The following is a 15,434-nucleotide window of genomic DNA, read 5'->3' as shown; positions in this document are numbered from 1 at the left end:
CATCCCCGCGCGGAAAGCTTGATTGAGCACGGGGATTCTTTTTGAACCGGGGAAAAGTACACTGAGGCCAAAGGCCGAAGGACTTTTTCACGACCGACTCCTTACGCTCCCGACACCCGTCCGGAGCGGACGGCCCGGCCCAGGGCCATCATCGGGAAATAGTGGCGATACAGGTCGTAGCGCAACATGAAGGCGCGGGACAATTCGCTGCCCTGCATCAGCCGCCGCGCGATTTCCGGGTCGGTCAGCTTGATCGACTGGCCGACGCCGTAACCGGGGAAGCCGGTCGCGGTGTAGTGGGGTTCTTCCCAACAGCCGTTTTCCTGGTGCTCGACCAGATAGCGGCAGCCGCGTTCGATCGCGGCGCGGTCCTCGGGCCGGTTGACCGCCAGCAGCGCCATCAACGCCCAGGCGGTCTGCGACGCGGTGACTGGGCCGTACCCGGCCTGGGCCGGGTCCATGTAGGACGCGCAGCTTTCGCCCCAGCCGCCATTGTCCTGCTGGCGCGACACCAGCCAATCGCAGGCGCGACCGACGTAAGGCTGGTTCATATCCTCGCCGATCGTGGCCAGGGCGGGCAGCACCGCGCAGGTGCCATAGATGTAATTGACGCCCCAGCGACCGAACCACGGCCCGTCCGCTTCCTGCTCGGCGCGGATGAAGGCGAGGGCGCGGGCCAGTGCCGGATGCTCCGCCGAGAGGCCGAGCCGGGCCAGCGCCTCGACGATATGGGCGGTGACATCGACCGACGGCGGGTCAAGCGCCTCGCCGAAATCGCAGAACGGAATCTTGGTCAGAAGCTGCTTGTTGTTGTCCTTGTCGAACGCACCCCAGCCGCCGCTGGCGCTCTGCATCCCGATCAGCCAATCGACGCCGAGCGTGATCGCCTCTTCGATGCCGCGCGTCTGCCAGACCGGATCGTGGCGGAACGGCGCCAGGGCGATCAACGCCTCGGCGGTGTCGTCGATATCGGGATATTGGGAGTTGGCGTATTCGAACGCCCACCCGCCCGGCTTGACGCCCGGCAGCTTGCGCGACCAGTCGCCGGGGCGGCGAATCTGATGGTCGAGCAGCCATTGCACCGCCTTGGCGGTCGCCTCGGGATGAGCCTCGGCGAGGCCGGTATCGTCGAAGGCGATCAGGGTCAGCATGGTGTCCCATACCGGGCTGTTGCTGGCCTGAATCCAGCTCGCCTCGCCTTTATCGACCCGCCAGCCGGGATGGTCGAGCGCCTCCAGCCCCTTGGCCATCACCGGATGGTCGAGCGCGTATCCTTCAACATGCAGCGCCATCAGGCCATAGACCCACGGCGGCTGAATCCCGCCCCAACCGCCGTCGGCATCCTGGTGACGCAGAATCCATTCCAGGGTGTGGCGTACCGCCGCATCACGCCACGGCGCAAAGCGGCCGTACTGAGCCCCCATGTCCTGAAGCCGGTGCAGCGCTTTGTCGGCGGCGCGGAAGAAGCGGTCGCCCCATCCGGCACCGTCGCGCACCGGCAGGCTGTAATCGAAATGCTCGCGCCCCTCGGGGAACAGCGCGTCGAGCCGGTTGCCGGGAGGTAGCGGACGGCTGGGCCGCCGCGCCGACAGCACCGCCAGCGGCATCATCGTCGCCCGCGCCCATTGCGAGAAATTGTAGATCGAGAACGGCGCCCAGTCGGGCAGCCAGATCACTTCGGGCGGCAGGTTGGGGGTTTGCTCCCACGGCCATTCACCGATCAATGCCAGCCAATAACGGGTGAACACCCGGACCTTGCCCAGGCCGCCCTTCGACAAAATCCACTCGCGCGCCTTGGTCAGGCGGGGATCGGACTCGGGAAAGCCCAGCGAACGCAGCGCGGCATAGGCTTCGACCGTGGTGTTGATGTCACCGGCCGAAGCGGCGTAATAGACTTCCCATGAGCCGTCTTCGCGCTGGGTCTCCAGCAGCGATTGCCCCAGCCGGGGCCGCAGCGGATGGTTTTCGAGGCCCAGGAACCACAGCGCCAGACACCATTGCGCTTCCATGCAGGCGTTCGACTGCAACGGGCCGACCCAATGTCCGTCCTCGTTCTGACGATCCAGCAGCCAGTCCCCGGCAGCGTTGATTGCCGCCTTGATCTTGACGGTTAGAGACGAATCCGTGTTGGCGGCCAGTCCAATCGGCGCACTGTTTTTGCCCGAATTTACTACCGGACTTACCGGGAGAGTCGCGGTGCGGTCCCCATCTGTGTCAATTTCGTCTGCCCGCTCGGAGGCGACTTTGAGCCGAGTGCGCTGATTGGTCATGCTTCACCAAAAAAAGCTCTGGAAAAAACCGAAACGTAACGGTACGGTTCCGTTCCATATGTTTTTCACGTCTTGAATGTCAAGAGACTTTTGCAACAGAGGGACCATGAACGGGATGCAGTCGGTGCCATATCGCTCCGGGCGGCAGGGACGGCCGTGTGCCGAAGGGTCGGAGGCGCTCGACCGCCATATCCTGGCGACCGCGACCCGGCTTTTCATCGAGCATGGCTACGCCGCGACCTCGGTCGAGCACATTGCCGAGCAGGCCGGGACCGGCAAAAACAGCATCTACCGCCGCCACACCACCAAGGAAAAGCTGTTCGAAGCGGTGGTGACCAACCTGTGCCATCCTCTGGTCGAGGCGGCGACCCGGTTCGAAAAAGACCTGTCCAACCCGCTGGCGGCGCTGAAGGAAAGTTGTCGCACCTTGCTGACGTTCGTTCTGTTGCCGGAATCCGTCGCGGTCTACCGCCTGCTGACCGCCGAGGCGCGCCGTTTCCCCGATCTGGTCGAGCGCATCCAGCGTAAGGCGACCGAGCCTTATGTCGCCAGCATCCGCCGTCTGCTCGAAACCGCCCGTCAGAACCGCCAGATTCGGCCCGATTGCGATGTCGAGAATACCGAGCGGGCGATCATGGGTCTGATCACCGGCTGGGCGATCGATCAGGCGATGCTCGGCCTCGACGGTTTCCGCGCGGAAAAGGACCGCGAGACTTTTTTCGAGAATGCCTGGCGGCTCTTTCTCTCCGGCGTCTCGACGGCATAACGCATTTGTTGTCCGAGAGGGTTTCGTGCCGCTCGGGTCGGTGAAATCTGCCTGCTGGCCTAATCCAGATCGGTCCGAAGAGCGGACAGGTATTTTGAAAAATCCTCTGGGTTGGAGGCCATTTTCGTCTCCTTGTTTAGCTCGACCTTCTGTTGAACAATGGCCGACCTTAACTCCACAGTTTTTGCGGCAGACGCGCGGTTTTCCGACAAGGCTTTGGCTTCGACAGCCTGCTTTTCCGCCTGCTGAGCGAGGGCGGTGGCACGTTCGGCTTCCAATTTCTTCTGGCGTTCGCGACGTTGGGCCTCGGCCATGGCCCGATGTTCCAGTTCCTTCTGTTTTTCCAGGTAGCGATGCCGCAGAGCCTCCTGGTCACGCTGCTGCGCGGCTTTCAACTGGGCCTCGCGCATGGCCAGGGCTGCCTCCTGGGTGGGATCCCAGGGTTCGGGGATGTCTGCGGTCGTTTGGTTGCTTCCGTAAATTTTCTGGCCAAGGCTTTCCGCCAAATCCAGATCATCCTTCTTACGGGCCAGGATCGCCGTCCATTTCTGTTGGGCCGCGTCGCGGTCGATGCGCTTGGCCTGGTAGTCGATGGCGACCTCTTTCAACTGGGCTTCCCGGCACATCCTCAGTTTGTAGACGATCAGGTATCCATCACCTTCGCGCAGGGTTTTGCCGGAACGCTTGATGCGGACTTCGGTATCGTTCCGGGGGCGTAGAACCTCGTTCAGGAAAGGATGGTTGCGGACTATTCCGTTCAGAAAAGACTCTTGATAGTGCCTATCTTCCTGGCCGCTTTCGATGCGTCTTCTATCGATCTCTTCCATCACCTTTTCGGGGCTCTGTCCCGAAAGAGCGCTGCTCAAGAGAAGCAGAGGCGAGGCGACCAACGTCCCGGTTGCCCGCCCCACGGAATCCGTGGTGTCATAATCGGTGATATGGCCCAGGGCCGAACGGAAGGCGACGCAGCGGTCATCCTTGTCCTGACGGGCAATGATAGTTCCTTGACACCCGGCCAGCGTCAGAGTGGTGATCATCAATCCGGCGCCTGCCAGCAGGGCCGACCTTTGCCGCTCGCGCCGATGCGGAGTGAATTTCATTTTCTCCTCCTGCATGCTCCAGGGTTTAACGCATAGGGCGGCGGCGCATGTGCAAAGGCCGTGGCGCGCGCCGCCGTGGCGCGGTAACGGTGATCAGCCAGGATCCTGCCCAACAGGCAAACGCTCCCACCAGAAATACCGATGGGAGGAGAAGCCCAGGCCCTGACTGGGACGAGTGGTGCAGAACCTCGCTGTTTCCGCCCAACGAACCCGATCCGACCACCATCAACGTGCTGATACGCTCCGTGAATAGATAGCTGTAAAATCCAGACATAGAGTAAAAAAACATTACAGTTCCGACGACGGCAAGGCCGATTGATGCCAGTGTTCTCATGGAGCGACAGCCTTTCCGATCGCAGTGTTAGTCAAGAAGTGTACGGACGCTTTCTTCCATCGATGCCAAATCCTGACTCGAGCTTTCGTTTTGTTTCTTTATGGTCTTGACGGAGCTGGCGAATTTAGCCACTTCGGGGGGCTTCTTGACGGGAGGAGGCGCAACCTTCTTGACGGATTCCGTCAGGGCCGACGAGCGGATATAGCCAGCCTGACCGTTGGCCCGCACTTGCGTCCAGCCGCCTGCATTCTCGCCTTGCAGTTCGACCTTCGATCCGGCCGGAAGCTGGCCGATGGTCGGTGCCGACGAAGAGGCCGCATTCCGCAAGGGGGTGGAGGATTTGGTTGCTTGTACGATTACGGCGGGGGCGGCGGCTGGCGTCTCGACGATGCCCAAAGCCAAGTCGGGATTGTCGGTGTTCATGGTCTTCATGCGGGCCTGGGTGTAAAGCGAGGCGCGCTTTTCCGCCGATCCCAACACTTCGTTGACGATCAGATCGTCACGCTTGCGGTATTCGGTCAGGGTCTGGAACTGTGACCGGGCCTGCTCTTTGGTGATCTTGCCAGCTTTCAGATCGTCACCCAGCTGCTGAAATTGCTGCAATCTGCAATTGCGTAAGCTTGATACGGCCGCCGCGACTTTGTCCACGCCAGCGCCATCGCGGACGGCATCGCCATCAATGGCAGCGAGCAGAGAGGCTTGGTCCTTGCTGGCTTGGCGTTTGTTATCCAAATAACTGACCAGGGCGGTGGCGAGCGCTCCGCCCACTCCGGCGGCGATGCCAGCAGTACTATTGCCCGACAACACCCCGGTCAGAACCCCCACCCCAATGCCGACCAAGGCGGTGGTGGCCACGTCGCCCTCGTTGAAGGTGGAGCGCTGGATGTCGGCAATGGGCTGCCGGTGAATGCTGCACAAATCGCCCTGGACCACCACCGGTTGACCGCCGACCATACTGGTCTGGTTGTTGGCGGTGACGCAGCCATTTAGCATCATCAATCCTGCCAAGCCCAGAGCGAAGCCCGTCGGAACCGGGCGAGCCGGAAGGATAGCTTGGTTCTGCTTGTATTCTCTCATCCCCACCCCCTCGATATTCTATTCGCTTACTTTAATGAATTGATCTTCCAGATCCCGCGCCCATTCCTGTTGTCGTTTTGGATCGATCGATTGCTGCATCTCAAGGTATTCAATAATGTGCTTTGTGACAACTTTTAAGGCTCGCCTATAGTCTCGGTCATTGCGGGATTTTTGTGCCTCTTGCACGGCCGAGAGCGCCTCCTCCACCGCCTTTTTCCCATCCCGAGTTATCGCCGCGATCCCATCCACATAGCGGGGGAACATTTCCGCCTTGGTGCCCTTCAAGCGTTCCAGGGATTGTTTGCCGGATTCGATCTCCTTGGTGGCCGCCTGGAGGCTTTTGCCCTCGTCGTTGGCGGCTCTGGCCCGGAATTCGATAAGCTCGAACAGGCTGGGCGCCACGCTGATGCGGCGGTACAGGGCGTTGTAGCCCACGGCCAAGCTGACTTGGTTCTCAATCAATTGCTGCCGGTTGCGGCGATCGCGTTCATTAACGGCGGCGTTCGCCCGTTCCAACTCGCCCTGCAACCCGTCCAGTCGCTTTGACATTTCGGCCGTGGTCACCGCCTGCCGACTGTTGTCCTGCTTCAGTTTGCTCAACTGGTCGAGCACGGCCTGCCGTTCGGCCGAACCGGTGCCAGCCGGAACGATCTGGCGCTTATAGGCATCGACGAGCAATTTATCGACTTCGGGATTGCCCACCAGTTCTTCGAAGCGGGTATTGGTTTTGTTGACGAAAAACGGTCCGGCCAGGACGGGACGAAAGCCGGTGGCGCTGCCCAGGGCGGCACCGCTGCGGTTGTAAAGGGCCTTTTCCCGGCGCATCCCCACCCCGATGCTGTCTGGTGGGTCGGTGGCATTGCCCCCCCGCAGCACCACCCCGCCGCTCAAGGCCGCCAGGGTGCCGGTGGGGTGGATCGGGTGGAACAGGTCCATCGTCATTTCATCGACGTTCCCCAGCATGTCGAACAAGCCCAGCAGGTTGGGCTTTTTGCGTCCCATGGGATGGACTTCGTATCCCGGTGGCGTGCGCATCTGGGGGGTGGTGATCGAGGCGATTTCTTCCAAGGGCGGCAAAACGGTTTTTCCGTCCTTGTCGCGAATGGAATGGAGCCGCTGCAACTGGGTGGCAGGCGAGGCCTCACCGCCACGGGCGGCGAATTCCCATTCCACTTCGGTCGGCAGACGAAGATAGGTTGGCGTGGCCTCCACCCAGGGCAGGGCCTGGGGCGCCGACTGCTTCTCGATCCTGGCCTGGTCCAAACTGATCAGATAGCGTGTCAGCGCGTCGGTGAACCTCTGCGCCTGAATCCAGCTCAGGCGGGTAGTCGGCATGGCTCGGGTGCCCGGCACCTTGGCCGCCATCTCGTCGATGGGGGCGCAGGCACCGGGTGCGGAAGCGGCACCGGGTTCCATCAGGCCCCGTTGGAATATTTCGAACTGAATTTCGGATACTTCGTACTTGCCGATGTAAAAGAACCGCACATTCTGGGCTTTTGGTCGGGCTAAGGGCGCGGAAATGGTTGTCCGCCAAGCGCCGGACTGCACCTTGTGCCGGGTCTGGTCCGCTTCGGTCTCGGCACCTGCCGTGCCGTCACTGCCGTCGCCGAGATAAATCTCTTTCTGATCCAGGACCGTCTGGAGCGGAATTTCAACCCGACGCAGCCCCAGGAAATGACCGCAGGGCAGGGGAAGCCACAGTTCATCGGGAAATTTATCGGGACTGAGCCGCGCAGGGCAGGCGATCTCGCCGACCTTGTCGTTGCTGATCTTGCGCTCTTGACGGATCTGTTCGGTGGTACCGGGGTCGTCGGTCCGGCACCATGAATCCGCCGCCTGGGCCGAGCCAGCGATCGCTAGGCTGACCAGCGACGTCAAAAGCGCTGCAATGAAGGGGGCGGTCAGCGGCGGGGAGCGTCTCACAATGTCCTCATGGTTTCGGCAGGATCAAGCCGCGTGGCCGCCAGACCGGCCATGAAAGCCGAAGCTAACGCCGCCAGAACGGCCATGGACGCTGTCACGAGAACGGCATCCAGCGGCAGGCGATAGGCGACCCATCCCTCGGCGAGGGTGCCGGACAAAATCCTCTCCACCATTCCCCCAGCCGCCAGGGCCACGCCCACCGAAAGGGCGAGGCCGCCCAGAGTGATCAGCACAGCCTGAACCAGAGGAAAGGCAGCCATGGCAGCAGAGGGAAATCCGATCAGACGCATCACGCCCAATTCATGGCGTTTGCGCTCTACGTTGCCCCACAGGCTGACGGCTAGGCCCAAGGCCGCTCCAAATCCACCCAGACCGGCCACCACTGTAAACAGCATCTGCAAAGCCCGGTCTAAGCGCTGCACCATTCGGATTTCGCCAGCAGCAGTGTCCACCTGCAAGCCCTGGCCCACCAGCCAGGCACGCAGCGGTTCCACCGCGTCGATATCGGCGGCATAAAGCCGGAAGCTGGCAAAGAAACGGCGCGGTTCCGCAAAGGCTTCGCCCGCGTTGGTGAAAAGACTGCTGTTGCGCCCTTCCAGATAGTTTTCGCTGGCGACAACGAATTCCGGGGCCATCAAAGCAGCTTCCCGCCGGATGCGGTCCAGCGGAAGCACGGCAAGAACGCGCAAGGGGAGGTTAACCTCCTGACGCTGTTCAGCGTAGATGCGGGCGATGCGGGCCTGAACCAGATCGCCAGCCCCCACGTGCAGGCGTTCGGCTGCTGGCTTTGACAAGATGATCCCATCGCGCGGTGGGGCACCAGTAGCCAGTCCCGACAACAAAGGATCTCCTGCCCGGCTGGGCAGCATATCCACTTGAACGGGTTCGGTTCCGGCTGGCTGCCGGTCGCTGGTCAGCGACAGGATGGTCGCCAGATAGCGGGGGGTTGGTTCCAGATAGGCGATGCCGGGCTGTTCTCGCAGCGAAGTGAAAAAGGCTTCGTCGAAGCGCCCCTGGGTCAGGGGGCGCAATTCCAGACTGGATGGGTTGCGCCGCAATTCGTCGCGCAGGCCCTCCACGACGCCATAGCGCAGACCGAACAGAACCAGCAACGGCGCGACCACCGCTGCGACCCCCACCAGCAGGCAAAGCGTCATGCGGACGTCTCGCCACATGTCGCGGCAGGCCAGGCCCCCGGCCAGCCAGATCAGGCGGGCTTGGGCCTGGGCCGTCATGTCAAACCCGCCTGGAACTGAAACCGCGAGCAGCCATTGGCCGGTGAGAATTCCAGGGGCACGAGCCCGAAGCGACGTGCCCGGTCGTGATCGTGGGTTGAGACAATCAGCGTCGAGCCCAGTTCCTGGCACGCGCTGAGCAGCAGGTCCATGGTAACGTCGCCAATGGCCGGATCCAGCGATGCGGTGGGTTCGTCGGCGATCACCAGCGGCGGCTGGTGGGAGAGGGCGCGGGCGACGGCAACCCGTTGGCGCTGGCCCACTGATAGTCGGTCCGGTCGCCGGTTCAGCAGATCGACGATTCCCAAGCGCCGGGCCAAGGATTGAACGATGGCATCGCCCTTCAGCCCCAGGATACGACGGGGCAAGGCGATGTTCTCGCCCACGGTGGCGAAGGGTAGTAGACCGCCCGTTTGCATGACATAGCCCACCAGACCGGAACGCCAGCTTGCCAATTGGTCCGAACTGCCATGGCGCAGGGTGTGGCCCAGTTCCACCAAACGACCGTCGCGGCCACGCAGGGCGAGACGCTGTAAGCGGGTCGGCCGCAAAATCAGAGCGATCACGTCGAGCAGGGTGCTCTTGCCGCAGCCGCTGGGGCCGAGCAAGGCGATGGAGGCACCCGCAGGAACGCTCAGGTCGGGCTGATCGAGGACGAACTCACCTCCATCAACGCTGCGGTCGAGCACCAAGCCTTCCATCGCAAGGCCCAGCGTCATGGCAAATACACAAGGGGAACCGGCATTACTTCTTGCCCGCGATCGCCGCTGCCCAAGTCCTTCCATTTGGTGGTATCGGCGTTCATGTTCTGATAGGCCCTGATTTTGTAGGCCAATTGTGCCAGCATCGACGCTTGGGCGTCGGGTGTCTTCTCCGCCCAACTGCGAGAGGTAAGATTCAGGAAATCGCTTTTATAGGGCAGAAGCGACAGGAAGCTTGGCAGGATTCCCATGTCGGCCACCTTGCTCGCATCCCCTTTGAACCGCTCGGGATCTTGGGCGGTCTGAGCCGACAGAGCCTGCAACAGCCTGAACATGCTGTCTGAACTGATCGTCTGGCTCTTGGCGGTATCGTAGATGTGCTTGGCCGACAGGGCCAATTGATTCAATTGATTGCGGGTTAGATAAACGGAAACGTCAAGGGCGATCTGATCGTGCTTTTTAAGATCCATATCAACCGCCCAGGCATCGAATACAGGCTTTGATTGCGTCTTTGATTTGACACCGATGTATCTTTGCTGGGAATTGAACAATTCATTGACGATGATGTTCTTGTAATAAGCCCCTGTTTCGCCATCGCTTTGAATGACCGGGCGTTCGATACGGGCATTGCGCCCCCACGATTCGAACGTCTCGACCATGCCTTTCTCGAAGCCCAGCAGGAGCTTGTCGAAATTGTCGGGCGTGGCGGGGTCGATCCGTACGTATTTGTTGCTGTTAGGATCGACGGTTCTTCCCAACCGATCGTATTGGCTGGCTGTCGGCACGACGTTGTTGAACTTTTTGGCCCCCGGCGAGGCGATGTGGAACGGGTTGACGGCAATTCCTTTGCGATCGGCCGCTTCGATCACATTCAACAGATCAATGCCCTGGAACTTGGCCTTGGGGTCGTTCCCAGCCAGCGCGCCGGCATCGGTCACCAGGAACATCAGTTTCGGCTGGTTCTCATAGGCTGACCAATCGAGTTGTTCGATGGCGGTCCACAACCCGGCAACCGCATCTTCGTTGAAGGAATGGCTGGAAACCTTGGCTTCGTCCAACTGATCCATGGCGCGCATGACGTCATCGAGCGATGCGTTGGCATCAAGTGGCTGGATCACCTTGACCACGTAACCCAGGCCCGATTTCTGCGGCTCCTGTCCCATGTTGTTGCGATAGGCCACCACACCAACCGCCACCTTGCGATCCAGGCCTTTGGCCTTCAACTGGGTCAGGATGGTCCGAACGCTACGGGTCGCGCGCTCGAAATAGGGTTTCATGGATATCGTGGTGTCGAGCACGAACACTATGGCGCCGTGCATGGGTGCCAACGAAGCCGCCGAAGCAACCGTCGGCGGAGTCGATGGCTCGGGGTTGGCGTTGACGAGAGAGACTTTCAGCAGCGTAGCCGGCTTGTAATCGTCAAACGTAGCCGGGGCGAAGTCGATAATCGGCATCAGGTAGAAGACGCCGTTGGGCTGTTGGCTGCCTCGCACGTCCGATGGCTCAATGGAAGACAAAGGCAAATCGGTCTTCTGGCCTGCGTCGGCGGCAGCGACCAGCTTATCGACCAGGGGCTGGGGATCAACCGCCGTCACCAGATCGCGCAGATCCTGCTGGCGCTCGAAGAACAACACGCGCCCGCGCTGGCCCGGCGGTGCATATTGCATGGTCAGCATCACCGACCAGTTCTGGGTCAGGCTAGTCTTGATCCAGCCTTCGGGGCCGCGTCGCAAATCCCGGCCCACTTCCAGCCAGTCAGCCTTCTTGCCATAGACGTAAAATATTGAAAAAACAGGCAGTTCTTGGCGGGGTGCGCTGCCGACGGCTGCGTTGGGCTGGGATTCGAGGCTGGCCCCGGGCAGGGTCAGGATGCGTTGATACACATCCTTAGCCTGGGGCATGTGCAAAGGCTGACGCCCCGCGACCTCCTGGGCCCAGCCGGACGCCGACAGAATCAGGCCCAGCACCGCCACCATGCCGAAGTGAAGCAGGGCGCGGACGGGGGGCGTCACAACGGGCACTCCGGCCATGCGTCCACCAGATCGCGGAGCAGCTTGTCACCGCCGGACTCGGCCTCCTTGATCGCCGATTCGCGCAACGCTGCCAATCGGGCCGCAGCTTCCGGCTCCTTCAGGGTGCAGGCCTGTTGGTAGAATTCGACCGCATTCAGAATGCTGGGCGACAGGTGCTTTGGCGTCTGCTGCCCCGCATCCAGCGGATCGTAAAGCCCCCCCAGCAGCAAGGCGGCTTTGCCGCTGCCTTTTTCCTTCAGATCGGACAAGACCAGAACGGCATGATCCAATTGCCCCTGGTCACGGCAGGCCAGCGCCAGCGCCAACGCCGTCTCGGGCGGAGCGTTCCTGACGGCAGCAACGCCGGAGGCATCGCAAGCCGGGAACTGCGGCGGCTTGAAGATGTGGTAGAGACCGACGCCGATTGCGCCGAGAGCGAGTACGGCACCGACCGCGATGAGGACAAGACGCCCAGGGAACGGACCCTTATGCGCGGTACGTTTCAACGCAAAGCCGCACTCGGCGCAGACGGCGGCATTGTCGGGCACCCGCTGGATTTCGCGGCTTTTGGCCTTGCTGCATTTCGACGGCAAATTGGCGCAGATACCTTCGATCATGGCCATGGTTCAGTCCTCCACGCCCAGGATCTTTTTGGCAACACTCGCCCCCTCGCGGCAGGCGGTATAGCGATCGCTGCGCTGGCCCTCGGCGTCGCCCACCTCACGGACCAGGGCCACCACTGCGGCATAGATTTCGCGTTTTTTATCCTGGTGCACCAGGGTCTTGGCCACCAACGTATCGACGGTGTTCTTTAGAGTTAGGAATTCGCGATGCTCCAGCGCCGCGGGCAGATCGGCCCACTTGTCGGCAATCTTGTCGATCTGGTCGAAGCCGTCGCGGTCCAGACTCTTCAGTACGATTTCATTGCGGCCGGTCTGAGGGTGCTTTTCTTCGAAAACGATGCCCAGGGACTGCCCCAGAAGAAGATAAGACAAAGCATTGACGGGAGGACCGGCGGTAAGGAACAGATCGGGCAGTTCTAAGGCACCATCCTCGGTATGAACTTCAAGCTTGCCGAGATCGACCGTGGCGTCCAACCTCTTCTGGTACTCTGCCTTCAGGAACTTCGCGATCTCGAGGAAGCGGATCGGCATGCCGGAATGAACGGAAATGGCCGTCAGGGCATTGGGCTTCGAGGTCGATGGATCGGGAATGCGAATGCCCAGATGGGTGGCGTTGATGCTGGTATCGAGGCTGTCGAGGAAGGCCTCGTAACCGGGCGGCTTGGGACGCTGAACCACGATGGCCGTCACCATGGCGGCCCCTGGGGGTGCCCCCACCGTTTGCGGATCCTTCACTTTTTCGGTCTCGTCGATGCGAGCGAAAGGTTTGGCTTTGGCCACGATATCGCGGGTAAAGGCATCCAGCTTTTCGGGGTCGCCGCCGAATTCGGTGCGCAAGCGTTGGATCAGTTGCACGCCCAGCACCCGGTTGGCATCGCCTTGCACCAGATTGTCGTGCACGGATTTGGTCATGGCATCGCAGCGTTCCAGCAGGCGTTGGTCCAGAGCGACCCCTTGCAGTTCTTCGAGCAGAGTCCGGAAATGCGGCGAATTGCGCAAAAGCGGCGTATCGAGCAGGCTGCGCCGGATCTCCGAAGCGATACGGCCCATTTCCGACCGGTCGCGCAGAATCTTGTCGCGCAATTGCACCACCGTGGTGGGGTCGAACCGCCGGATGGCGGCGGCCGATGCGTTGGCATCTTCGGTCCGCAGGCGGCTGTCGATGGTCTGGCGCAATCGTTCCAGGGCCTCGGCAACGATGGTCCGCACCCGCTCGATGTGGTTTTGTAATTCGATGATCTGTTCCAGGATCGCAGGGATCAACGAGGTGGCGAAATTGGTCGCCTCCAGATCGGTCCGCGCCACCATGTATTCGCTTACCACCTGAGCATAGGCCTGTAGGATCCCGCTACGTTTGAAGGGCCAGGTAATGGGCGAGGTATCGGCGGCGGCAAAACGCTGTTCGGCCAGTTCGTCGTCGTAGGATTTGATCCGCTCACGCAGGTCGGAGGCGGCCTTTTCAAAACCGGCGCGGCGCTCTTCCAGGGCTTCGCGCAGAGATTTCAGGGTTTCCAGCAGATCGTCCAACGACCAGCCGATCTCGCCCTCGCGCCATTTGCGCAGCAACTCGTCTTCGACCAGTTCAGCGATGCGGGCCGCGATCGCCGCGCGCCCAGCACTGCGCAGCCGGTAGAATTCCTGCACGCCCTGGCGCCGGAATCCGCCGTTCCCGAACTGCTGCTCCATCAAATCATGGTACCGGGGCAGCATCTCCAACCGGTCCAGATCTTTGCATTCCACTTGGTAATAGTCGCGGGCTTCGTTCCACTCCGCGTCCAGCGTTGGCAGCCAATTGTGCTCCCGTGCACGGGAGCTATCCTCGTCCAGCACGGGCAGCACGTATTTCAGGTGATCATCGGTCAGACGCCAGCGTTCCCGCAGCGTCTTATCTTCCACCCTCTGCCTGAAATTGACCTGGACCCGGCGGTCGATGAATCCAAATTCATCCGTCCAATTGTTGAAGCTGAGTTGCAGGCTGGCCATTCGCGCGATATTAGCCGCCAAATATTCCTCAATTTCGTTTTCGGGGTATTCCACCCGCTTGATGCCGAAACTAGAAAACATGCGAGCCCGTTGCGGCTCGGTCGTGCCCGGCACCAGCTCCGGACCAAAATTCTCATTCTCGTTGGTGGCGATGGGGGCTTGGCCCTGTTCGCTCTCCAGCAGGCGTTCATAAAGGAAGTCGGCAATCATCACCGGCACGTCAGAATCGACGGTCAGCGATATTCCATCGCTGTTTTCGTTCGAAATCAGATAGATGCCTTTCAACAACTGATGATTAAGCGTCACCAGCTGGCCGGGCGTGCTGAGATCGCAGGGGCGATACTTGCCAATCAGCAGGCCGTTCAATTCCAGCAGCGAGGCATAGCCGTTGGCGTAGTAATTGCCGGCGTTCCAGGTGGTATTGCGTTCGGGCAGGACGGCGAACAGCGAGATGTGCGACGAGGTGGTGATTGACTGATGCTGAGCAACCTGAGTCAGGACGTCGATGAACGATCCGCCACCGGTTCCGCCCGCCAGACCGGTGACGATGTGGACATGCACGTCAGAATTACCGGTGGCGCGGCGCAATTCATCGACCGAGCGGCTGAGCTTTTCCGAAAATTCAGCGGCTTTCATCGCGAAGAGAAAGCGCCCCAGACGTCGGCGCTGCCCACCGGCACCGGCACTGATCACCGTGTCAGGCACCTTGGCCCATTGGTTGGGGGAGCCGATCCAGGGCCGGATGGTCGGATGAGTCTGCGGATTGGCGAGAACGGCGCGGATATTGGCCCCGGTGATCTTCATTTGCGCCGATTGAGGCAACTGGACGCTTTGTCCTAGAACCCGCCACGATTCGTCAGTCGGATTCATCATTTCAGCGCTGGAGTCGATGTAGAGATATCGCAGCCCCAGGCATTCTCCCGATCGGCCTGGGATAGGCACGTCGTTGGAGCGGTTTTCCACCATGATTCGCTTGCGAAGCGCGCGAATGACACGCCCTCCGGTACCACCCAAGCCAATGATGAGATGATTTTTCATGATGGCCACCTCCGACTCTTACTATTAGTCCGAGAGGACCTGCGCGCAGCTCTTCGTTGAGGTATCAACACGGCAGCTGTCTTCCTCCCCCCTCAGGAGTTCATGTGAAAGTGTAGCAAACCACCAAAGCGAGTCAATGGGCGCTGATGCGTTCCACTGATCGATCCAAATTAGGGAGATTAGAACGACCAAAAGAATACTTTTCACATTGCAATATAGTTAGATCGACTGGCCTTGGGCAATGGCAACTGCCGAGAGGAGAATGGCGTGCCTCTCTAAGTTGAAAATACCTGCGAAACTCTGCGAGCGGTCTCTTGCCATCCATGCTGATATCGATGTCGTTCACAGGCATCGCCTCTCCCATTCTCTGAA

10 protein-coding genes are annotated in these 15,434 nt (G+C 60.8%); 1 reads left to right on the top strand and 9 read right to left on the bottom strand.

Annotated features, from left to right (window positions below; translation table 11 throughout):
* Window positions 1-101: 101 nt before the first annotated feature.
* The gene (gene shc / locus BLW40_RS01360) at window positions 102-2,270 is read right to left on the bottom strand and encodes a squalene--hopene cyclase (protein ID WP_083386568.1); all 2,169 of its coding nucleotides are present in this window, start codon (window positions 2,268-2,270) and stop codon (window positions 102-104) included.
* A 115-nt stretch (window positions 2,271-2,385) separates the two neighbouring features.
* On the opposite strand from shc, the gene BLW40_RS01355 reads away from it, so the two are divergent.
* Window positions 2,386-3,036, top strand: a complete 651-nt coding sequence (locus BLW40_RS01355; protein ID WP_211656695.1) for a TetR/AcrR family transcriptional regulator — start codon at window positions 2,386-2,388, stop codon at window positions 3,034-3,036.
* A gap of 59 nt (window positions 3,037-3,095) precedes the next feature.
* Here the strand turns inward: BLW40_RS01355 and BLW40_RS01350 are convergent, their stop codons facing one another.
* The 8 genes from BLW40_RS01350 to BLW40_RS01315 all read right to left on the bottom strand — a co-directional run bounded on the left by BLW40_RS01350 (window position 3,096) and on the right by BLW40_RS01315 (window position 15,062).
* Window positions 3,096-4,136 (bottom strand): hypothetical protein, encoded by a 1,041-nt coding sequence (locus tag BLW40_RS01350; protein WP_139305447.1) that lies wholly within the window; start codon window positions 4,134-4,136, stop codon window positions 3,096-3,098.
* A 361-nt stretch (window positions 4,137-4,497) separates the two neighbouring features.
* Complete coding sequence (locus tag BLW40_RS01345) at window positions 4,498-5,547, bottom strand: SH3 domain-containing protein (protein ID WP_083386566.1); 1,050 nt, start codon at window positions 5,545-5,547, stop codon at window positions 4,498-4,500.
* Window positions 5,548-5,565: 18 nt separating this feature from the next.
* A complete protein-coding gene (locus BLW40_RS01340; RefSeq protein WP_074764750.1) occupies window positions 5,566-7,470 on the bottom strand; it encodes a formylglycine-generating enzyme family protein in 1,905 nt (634 codons plus the stop codon).
* Window positions 7,467-8,705, bottom strand: coding sequence for an ABC transporter permease (locus BLW40_RS01335; RefSeq protein WP_074764748.1), 1,239 nt, complete (start codon window positions 8,703-8,705; stop codon window positions 7,467-7,469). The genes BLW40_RS01340 and BLW40_RS01335 overlap by 4 nt, the downstream gene beginning before the upstream one ends.
* On the bottom strand, window positions 8,702-9,424 hold the full coding sequence (locus tag BLW40_RS01330; protein ID WP_074764746.1) for an ABC transporter ATP-binding protein: 723 nt from the start codon (window positions 9,422-9,424) through the stop codon (window positions 8,702-8,704). The genes BLW40_RS01335 and BLW40_RS01330 overlap by 4 nt, the downstream gene beginning before the upstream one ends.
* On the bottom strand, window positions 9,421-11,436 hold the full coding sequence (locus tag BLW40_RS01325; protein ID WP_074764744.1) for a vWA domain-containing protein: 2,016 nt from the start codon (window positions 11,434-11,436) through the stop codon (window positions 9,421-9,423). The genes BLW40_RS01330 and BLW40_RS01325 overlap by 4 nt, the downstream gene beginning before the upstream one ends.
* Window positions 11,415-12,041 carry a hypothetical protein gene (locus BLW40_RS01320; RefSeq protein WP_074764742.1) on the bottom strand — a complete coding sequence of 209 codons (627 nt, stop codon included), beginning with the start codon at window positions 12,039-12,041 and terminating at the stop codon, window positions 11,415-11,417. Before BLW40_RS01320 ends, BLW40_RS01325 begins: the two co-directional genes overlap by 22 nt.
* Window positions 12,042-12,044: 3 nt before the next feature.
* Window positions 12,045-15,062, bottom strand: a complete 3,018-nt coding sequence (locus BLW40_RS01315) for a tubulin-like doman-containing protein (protein WP_074764740.1) — start codon at window positions 15,060-15,062, stop codon at window positions 12,045-12,047.
* Between the last annotated feature and the right edge of the window lie 372 nt (window positions 15,063-15,434).

The sequence above is a fragment of the Magnetospirillum fulvum genome (assembly GCF_900108475.1).
Taxonomy (GTDB): domain Bacteria; phylum Pseudomonadota; class Alphaproteobacteria; order Rhodospirillales; family Magnetospirillaceae; genus Phaeospirillum; species Phaeospirillum fulvum_A.
Note: the sequence above shows the minus strand (reverse complement) of the source record. Positions and strands in the feature narration are given on the sequence as shown.

Coding starts and splice junctions, on each gene's coding strand:
- shc (WP_083386568.1), bottom strand. CDS start 2,270: ATGACCAATCAGCGCACTCGGCTCAAAGTCGCCTCCGAGCGGGCAGAC.
- BLW40_RS01355 (WP_211656695.1), top strand. CDS start 2,386: ATGCAGTCGGTGCCATATCGCTCCGGGCGGCAGGGACGGCCGTGTGCC.
- BLW40_RS01350 (WP_139305447.1), bottom strand. CDS start 4,136: ATGAAATTCACTCCGCATCGGCGCGAGCGGCAAAGGTCGGCCCTGCTG.
- BLW40_RS01345 (WP_083386566.1), bottom strand. CDS start 5,547: ATGAGAGAATACAAGCAGAACCAAGCTATCCTTCCGGCTCGCCCGGTT.
- BLW40_RS01335 (WP_074764748.1), bottom strand. CDS start 8,705: ATGACGGCCCAGGCCCAAGCCCGCCTGATCTGGCTGGCCGGGGGCCTG.
- BLW40_RS01330 (WP_074764746.1), bottom strand. CDS start 9,424: ATGACGCTGGGCCTTGCGATGGAAGGCTTGGTGCTCGACCGCAGCGTT.
- BLW40_RS01325 (WP_074764744.1), bottom strand. CDS start 11,436: ATGGCCGGAGTGCCCGTTGTGACGCCCCCCGTCCGCGCCCTGCTTCAC.
- BLW40_RS01320 (WP_074764742.1), bottom strand. CDS start 12,041: ATGGCCATGATCGAAGGTATCTGCGCCAATTTGCCGTCGAAATGCAGC.
- BLW40_RS01315 (WP_074764740.1), bottom strand. CDS start 15,062: ATGAAAAATCATCTCATCATTGGCTTGGGTGGTACCGGAGGGCGTGTC.